The organism is Shewanella sp. MF05913 (assembly GCF_059758095.1).
The window spans coordinates 45,675-52,380 of record NZ_JCAYNT010000028.1 but is presented as its reverse complement, the minus strand read 5'-3'; the positions used below and the strand labels follow the sequence as shown (position 1 = coordinate 52,380).

Sequence of the window (6,706 nt, the reverse complement as noted above, 5' to 3'; positions counted from 1 at the left end):
CGTCAATTAAATCTAAAGATTCAAGAATTACTCATCGATTTAAATCAGCGACAAATGAAAAAACATCCTGGCTCACGATTAAGTCAATTTGAAGCCATTGATAAACCAGCGTTAAAACCATTGCCCATGCTGCCTTACAGCTACACCTTAGTGAAACAAGTGAGCGTACATATTGATTATCATATTGAGATTGAAAAGCACTATTACTCAGTGCCACATACCTTGATCAAGCAAAAACTTGAAGCACATGCCTCAGGAAAATTGGTGACACTCTACCATCAAGGCATACGAGTCGCTGTTCACCCCAGATCATACCGAGAAGGTGCGCATACAACACTTGAGCTACATATGCCTATCGCTCACCAAAAACAACAGCAATGGACACCGCAGCGATTTGAGCGCTGGGCAAGTCAGTTTGGTAAATCAACCGAGCAGTTTGTTATGCAATTGATGCAAGCTAAAAAGCATCCAGAGCAAAGCTACCGTGCTTGTATGGGGTTATTAAGCCTAGGTAAGAAGTTTACAGACCAACGTCTTGAAGCCGCCTGTCATCGCGCATTAGCCACAGGTGTTACTCGCGTAAAACAAGTGAAAACCATCTTAGAAAAAGGCTTGGATAAGCAACCCTTGCCACAAGCTCAGGGTGATTCGCTACAAGATATTGATCATAAAAATATCCGCGGCAATAACTATTACCATTAATAAAAACTAACCAATCAAAGGAAATCTTATGAAAAATATCAATCAACAAGTCAATAACCAGTTAAGTAACTTAAAGCTAAGCGGCATACGTGATGCGCTATTACAGCAACTTGAACAACCTAATCTATACGTAGAACAAAGCTTCGAAGAGCGGCTAAGTTTATTGCTTGAGCATGAAATAACGCAGCGTGACCAGCGTAAAATTGACCGCCTAACTCGACAAGCAAAGTTCAGAGTTGGCGGCACGCTTGCTCAACTCAACTATGGCGCAGCACGACAACTCGATAAAACTCAGATCCGTTCATTAGCACAAGGTGAATGGCTTCGCCTTCACCAAAATATTTTGATTACGGGAGCAACGGGGTGTGGAAAAACTTACCTCGCTTGCGCTCTTGGTCAAAACCACTGCCAACAAGGGAGTAGCGTTTATTATTTTAGGCTCAAGGAGCTATTAGAAAAGATGTTCTTAGCGCAAGCCGATGGTAGTTATCGAAAACTGATCAATAAGCTTAGCTCTGCTAATTTACTGATCTTAGATGATTGGGGATTAGAGCCATTAACGGCTCAACAACGTAGTGATTTATTGGAATTAATTGATGCAAGATATGATACAAAATCGACATTAATTGCCAGTCAATTACCGATCGAAAATTGGTATGAAATGATAGGAGAATCGACACATGCTGATGCGATTCTAGATCGACTTGTTCACGGAGCAATAAAGTTGGAATTAAAAGGCGAATCGATGCGAAAAAAACTAAATACCTTGACTGAAGCCGATCACTGAAGCTAGATTTTACGGAGGTCTACTGGCGAACAAAAAAGTGATCGGCTTGAATGGTATTGACCGATCGGCATCATGGTATTACGCACCAATAAACTAATCGACGACTTCAGTGTGTATTTAGGCCTTCGTCGAACTTCTTTACCTAGAATTTAACGGCGACACCCATTGTTAAATTTTTATTCTAGTATTTTAAGTCAACTGGTTACGCTCATGTTAAAAAGGTAAGCCATGAGTATTTACGAGACGGCCGTCCATCCCATGGACGAGATGTTCGGGCCTTCAGGGAAGAGTTAAGGTTTTGTCGGTGACATTTTTTATGAAATAAATGGGCAATGACAAGATTGTATAGCAGAGCTTCAGCCTAGCTTATTTCTGTCCAAAAATGTGCCACGGTGCGTAAATCATTTATGTCCAAAAGAGAGCTAGTAAGAGGATATCTCTTAACTGTAATAAAATTACAAACCGTAGTTACAGACCATTAGCTGTTACTCCGATTTGTCAGACTATGGTTATATTTTATGTCAAAGTATGGGTTAATCACTCAGCTAAGTGATTGTTATTTTATATGAGGTTATGTCAGTGTTTAGGTTCAGCGACAACAATTGTTCGTGCACAAACTGCCGAAAAGGCAGTAAAAGCCTCCTCTTGTGTCACTGAGAGGAGGTTTTTTATTATGTTTGTAATTGAAAGTAATATAGCCAACAATCAATTAAGTAACACAAGGATTGAAAATGGATTTTTTTGACTACTGGTGTGCATGCCGCATCAAAGGCACTTTCCGACATCCGAATGATAATATCGTTCTGGAAGAGCTTAAGTTATTAATTGATGGTGACTTTGAATATGAGCTTCCTCCTGGCCCATATTTTGGACCTTTGAAAACAGCAAGTATTGTCCTTTGTTATGCAAATCCAAGTGTAGATGAAGGATCTAGCACGGTTATTGCCTCTAAAAAACTCCAAGAAATACTTTTTAAGCAGTTAGATGGTGATCAGCCTTATCCCTATAATATTCCTGGTTGGGATAAGTGGTTTCGACCTGTTGCAAAGTATTTGTATGCCGGTGATATTGAAGCTGCTGCTAAAAATATTGCAGTGTTCAATCTAATTCCTTATGCCTCTGTCAATATGGATAAAGTCCAGTTCATAGCTAATAGCATACCTAGTGTTTGGGCTGCCCAGAGTTATCTTCGAGATGTGTTAATTCCAAAAGCTAAGAATGGCAAGATTCTATTAATTATGTGTCGTTCATCTCAATATTGGGGGCTTCGTTCATCACACGGGTCCGAAAATATAATTCTAAATAATGTAAGACGTGGGTTTACAGAAGAAACAAAGGCTAAAGTTAACGATTGGCGAAAGAAAAATGGATTACTTTAATTTGTCGCTATAGATAGTAAACGGTGTTAAGTATAAGTGTTACTTAACAGTTAATAACTTTGTTCGGTTACTCGTTGTTAAGATTGAACTAAGATATTTTGGTTAATTTTAGAGACAAGGATAGTTCAATGCGTTACACACACTTTATCCCCCTAATTCTAGTGGCTTTTTTTAGCTTCCCTGCTTTTAGTGATATGTTCACTCCTTCACCTTCTTGTTCGAAACCTTACAAGCCTTATGAATTTACATCACAATGGCAAATAGATAGCTTTAATGATGGTGTTATGCGCTACAAGCAATGCATTGCTGATTTTGTTGAAGAGATGAATGACGCATCCGAAAAACATTTAAATGCCGCTGAAGATGAAATAGAAGAATGGAATCAGTTTGTAAATTACGAATTGAATTGATTTTTTTGGCAAGTACAGAGATCACTAGCTACTAGGCATTTTGTAATTTGGGGAAAAACTATGTCACCTAAAGAGTTTATTAATAATGTGGTCAAATCTATAGATTGTTTGGTGGCCTTATACTCTAAAGGTAAAGATGGCCCAACCTATCTAGGTTATGAACTCGATAATATTGGACTCACACTTGTGCAGAGAGAAAAAGTATTGGCTCTCGTTAAGCTTGCTGCAGGAGAAGCCACGCATAATATTATCTGTGGCATTGAGGGTTCTGTTTCACTGGGTGGAAGCCAACAAAGTTACAAGTTAATAGATGAAACTGGTAATGAGCTTACTGGTGAGCTTGGTGAGTTACTGTATAAAAAACTTAAAAATAGCGCTTAAATGAATCAAGGCTAGTTTACGTAAAAAATTACAATTGCTAATTAGATTATTTCTATCTAGGTGGCCAAAATAACTAAGCCACAACAACATTTATAACGTTGTAACAGGACATCTCATTCTGGAGGTAAAGGATGAGAAACTTCCCTGTATGAAAGATCATCATAGTAAAATCTTTTAAAATTTCGCAATCTTGCAACAGTTATTTTATCTTCAGTCGTCACAACTAACTTAACATTCATGGTGGCAGAACGCATTAAGTCAGCAAACGTTTCCATGGTTTTTGTCGCAGAAATTATTTCGGCTTCGTTATTACCTACAGGGAGTAAACCAAGTAGATTCACACTGTAATGCTCATCAGGAGGAAGCTCTTTAAATGGATTTATTTCAACATAAATCCCTGATAATAAAGGGCTTAGCGATTTGGCTTTAGCCTTTCTTTTGTCTTTCCTATCAGTCTCAATAAGGCGATTGTTAAATGCTGTTGGTAGAGCAGGTTTATTATAGTGACCAGATAACCATGCTACATAACTATCTATTTCATGGTAGCCAAATTGAGCATTTTTATTAAACAAAATATTAGAGGTAACTAAGCTTTCTTTGGAAATGAAGATGGATTCTTTGGAAAGTATTTCTATGTTTCTGAGAACCACGCCTTCATCAGTAGCCTCGTTATAGGACGTATGTAGCTTACGAGGATTTTTGTTGTAGCTGTAGTTGCCATCAAGTCTAGTTATTAACCTACCTACGGAAAACTCCACATGAGGCCCCAAATCCATATCGTCGTTTGCAATATTACAAGATTGAGAAGCCGTAATTAGTACGAAATCTTCTGAAAGAAGTTTAGGAGAAAATATTTCGATGGAATTGGAAGCATTATTTATAATAGCGTGGGCGTGAGCATCGGTGACTACAGCACCCTGTAGCCACCCTAGGTGTTCAAGAAATTCACCATACCTGTTCACTTTTGTCATTATGCAAACGGATCCTCAATCGGTGCAGCATCGTTAATTGAGTCAAGCTGCATTCTTGAACCAACAAAAAGTATTGTGTCTTTATCTAGATGCTTATCTGCTAATAATTCCATTATCGAACGATTTTTGTAAAATGGTTGTTCTAGTAATGCTCTGTCGGAAGAAAGAGAGGAGCTTTTCCAATAATCCGCTATGAACGCAACGTCAATCAGTCGTTTAAACTTACTTTTCCTAGGACTATCACCATCTTTCCAATTGTATAAGGTCTTTCTTGTAACGCCACATATAGTAGCAGTTTCTTCAACACTGAGATTAAACGTCCCCTGTATTTTCTCAATCAGTGAGATTGTGTATTCGCTATTTTTATCATTTTGAGTTTTTTTATTTTGTTTGGCATTGGTAGATACAATCACCCCACCACTTTTAGATGCCCGGTAAAACCAATCGGAGTTCGCTCCTGATGCAGTAAATGAATCAAGAGGTAAAGAGTACTCATTTTTTTTCAATGGTCTGTGAATTTTGAATTGCGGTTCAAAATAAACACCAGAGCTTTGTGACAACGCAGCTTGTGTGGCCTGTATATCTGCTGGAATCATGTCCATTTTTCATTCCTCGCATAGTCAGTTGTAACGTTCCAAAATGCTTTTCTTGAATCAATGTGAAGCTGTGAAAGCATTTGAATTATTTCATTCGGACAAAAATCTTTTTGTTCATCTTCATTTTGCCAAAAATGATCAAAGTCTAGGATAAGGCGATTACTTGCTTCATCATCATGTGTGATTTTTACAGGTACTTGTTGAATGTCTGGTGGTGTTACATTATTCGTCACAGCTTGAAGCGACCTAACCACTAAATGACTAATCCCATTAGTTTCAATGACCGTTTCTGTAAGGTGTTGTGCTATTGGGCCTGACTGAGACAAGCAATCTGGTAATAAAAATCCGGGAGAAACGAGTTGTCCAAGTGTTTCATCCTGAGCGGTCTTTATTACATCACAATATCTAAGGCCGATGCGTGAACATAGTGAAGGCTTAGCTATATCATTCAATATATCTAACAGTTGCTTAACTTGTTCTGCGAAGCCTTCAAATCTTGGGTATCTAGTTGTAAAAAAAACAATTCGATTGTAGCTAATATCAACAGCAGAGCTATGATCTTTTGACGCAAATGCCCAGCGATTCACATTGCTCAAGTTAACCCCTTGCTCATTAATCTCTATCGATTGACTGAGACTACTTTCAACGTGAGGGTATGCCCCCCGAAGCTTGTCTTGCAAGTCAGGGATGTACTTTTCGATGCCAAATATTGGAGAAAATCTTACTTCTACTAATGCTAAGACCAGTGGTTGATTTTCTAATTTTCTATAGTCGGGCATATCGTACCATCTCATCGTGTTTAGTATGGGAACGAGATAAGTATACGTGTAAATATTAATTTATACACTATTTTATACAATTTTTTATACATTATTAGGGTGTGAAATGACTGTTATTCTTTACTTATTTGTAGGGTAGCTACATGGATTCGTGATGCTAGGCCATGTGCTACGGAAGGTTTCTATATGATTATCTAAAAAAGATCTTATTTAACTGCCATAAAAATTTAGTTAAGGGGGCGGTCCGTAAGATCAAAGCTGTAGCTATTTGATCTCTGCTTGAAAATGTCTAAATTCAGCTTTGAACTTGAGGCTGTTGAAGAAAATAGCGTGAGCTGGGCATGGATAGCCCGCTAGCTTTCGCGGTACAGGATGTACCATCGGAAGTGATAGCATTTTCACTCTTTACTACAAGATGGGCTGAAGAACACACAGACGAAGTTAAAAGCTGGATTCATCCACGTCGCGAAATTATCGCACCTATTATTTAAATCAAATGGGATAATTTTGATGTAGCTGATGGGCCAATTCTTTTATAGAGAATAAAGAGAGAACAGCCGTTGGTTTCCTCTTGGTCTGGTGTGAGTTAAGCGCCACGACGTTAGTGTCTGCAGGCCATAAGTAAATAAGCACAAAAGTACAAATACCTGGATCCCGGCCCAAAGGCCCTGCCGGAACGACGAGAAAGGGGTTAACAAGTC

At 38.4% G+C, this 6,706-nt stretch carries 8 protein-coding genes and 1 pseudogene; 6 read left to right on the top strand and 3 right to left on the bottom strand.

What is annotated here, in order from left to right:
- The 5 genes and pseudogenes from istA to AC19MV_RS21420 all read left to right on the top strand — a co-directional run.
- Window positions 1-702, top strand: a pseudogene (gene istA / locus AC19MV_RS21440) (IS21-like element ISShfr5 family transposase); the annotation flags it as partial.
- Between the two features lie 28 nt (window positions 703-730).
- Window positions 731-1,489, top strand: coding sequence for an IS21-like element ISShfr5 family helper ATPase IstB (istB, locus tag AC19MV_RS21435; RefSeq protein WP_011637026.1), 759 nt, complete (start codon window positions 731-733; stop codon window positions 1,487-1,489).
- Window positions 1,490-2,220: 731 nt separating this feature from the next.
- Window positions 2,221-2,868 (top strand): hypothetical protein, encoded by a 648-nt coding sequence (locus AC19MV_RS21430; protein ID WP_498309879.1) that lies wholly within the window; start codon window positions 2,221-2,223, stop codon window positions 2,866-2,868.
- A gap of 128 nt (window positions 2,869-2,996) precedes the next feature.
- Window positions 2,997-3,278 (top strand): hypothetical protein, encoded by a 282-nt coding sequence (locus AC19MV_RS21425; protein ID WP_498309878.1) that lies wholly within the window; start codon window positions 2,997-2,999, stop codon window positions 3,276-3,278.
- A 60-nt stretch (window positions 3,279-3,338) separates the two neighbouring features.
- Complete coding sequence (locus AC19MV_RS21420; RefSeq protein WP_498309877.1) at window positions 3,339-3,659, top strand: hypothetical protein; 321 nt, start codon at window positions 3,339-3,341, stop codon at window positions 3,657-3,659.
- 113 nt (window positions 3,660-3,772) lie between these two features.
- On the opposite strand, the gene AC19MV_RS21415 is transcribed toward AC19MV_RS21420, so the two are convergent.
- Genes AC19MV_RS21415 through AC19MV_RS21405 form a run of 3 tightly spaced genes read right to left on the bottom strand, consistent with a single transcriptional unit; the run spans window position 3,773 to window position 6,005 of the window.
- On the bottom strand, window positions 3,773-4,630 hold the full coding sequence (locus AC19MV_RS21415) for a hypothetical protein (RefSeq protein WP_498309876.1): 858 nt from the start codon (window positions 4,628-4,630) through the stop codon (window positions 3,773-3,775).
- On the bottom strand, window positions 4,630-5,232 hold the full coding sequence (locus AC19MV_RS21410; protein WP_223418943.1) for a helix-turn-helix domain-containing protein: 603 nt from the start codon (window positions 5,230-5,232) through the stop codon (window positions 4,630-4,632). Before AC19MV_RS21410 ends, AC19MV_RS21415 begins: the two co-directional genes overlap by 1 nt.
- Window positions 5,223-6,005, bottom strand: a complete 783-nt coding sequence (locus tag AC19MV_RS21405; protein ID WP_498309875.1) for a TIGR04255 family protein — start codon at window positions 6,003-6,005, stop codon at window positions 5,223-5,225. The genes AC19MV_RS21410 and AC19MV_RS21405 overlap by 10 nt, the downstream gene beginning before the upstream one ends.
- 341 nt (window positions 6,006-6,346) lie before the next feature.
- Here AC19MV_RS21405 and AC19MV_RS21400 point away from each other — a divergent pair, with 341 nt between their 5' ends.
- Window positions 6,347-6,496, top strand: a complete 150-nt coding sequence (locus AC19MV_RS21400) for a hypothetical protein (RefSeq protein ID WP_223418940.1) — start codon at window positions 6,347-6,349, stop codon at window positions 6,494-6,496.
- Window positions 6,497-6,706: the final 210 nt, after the last annotated feature.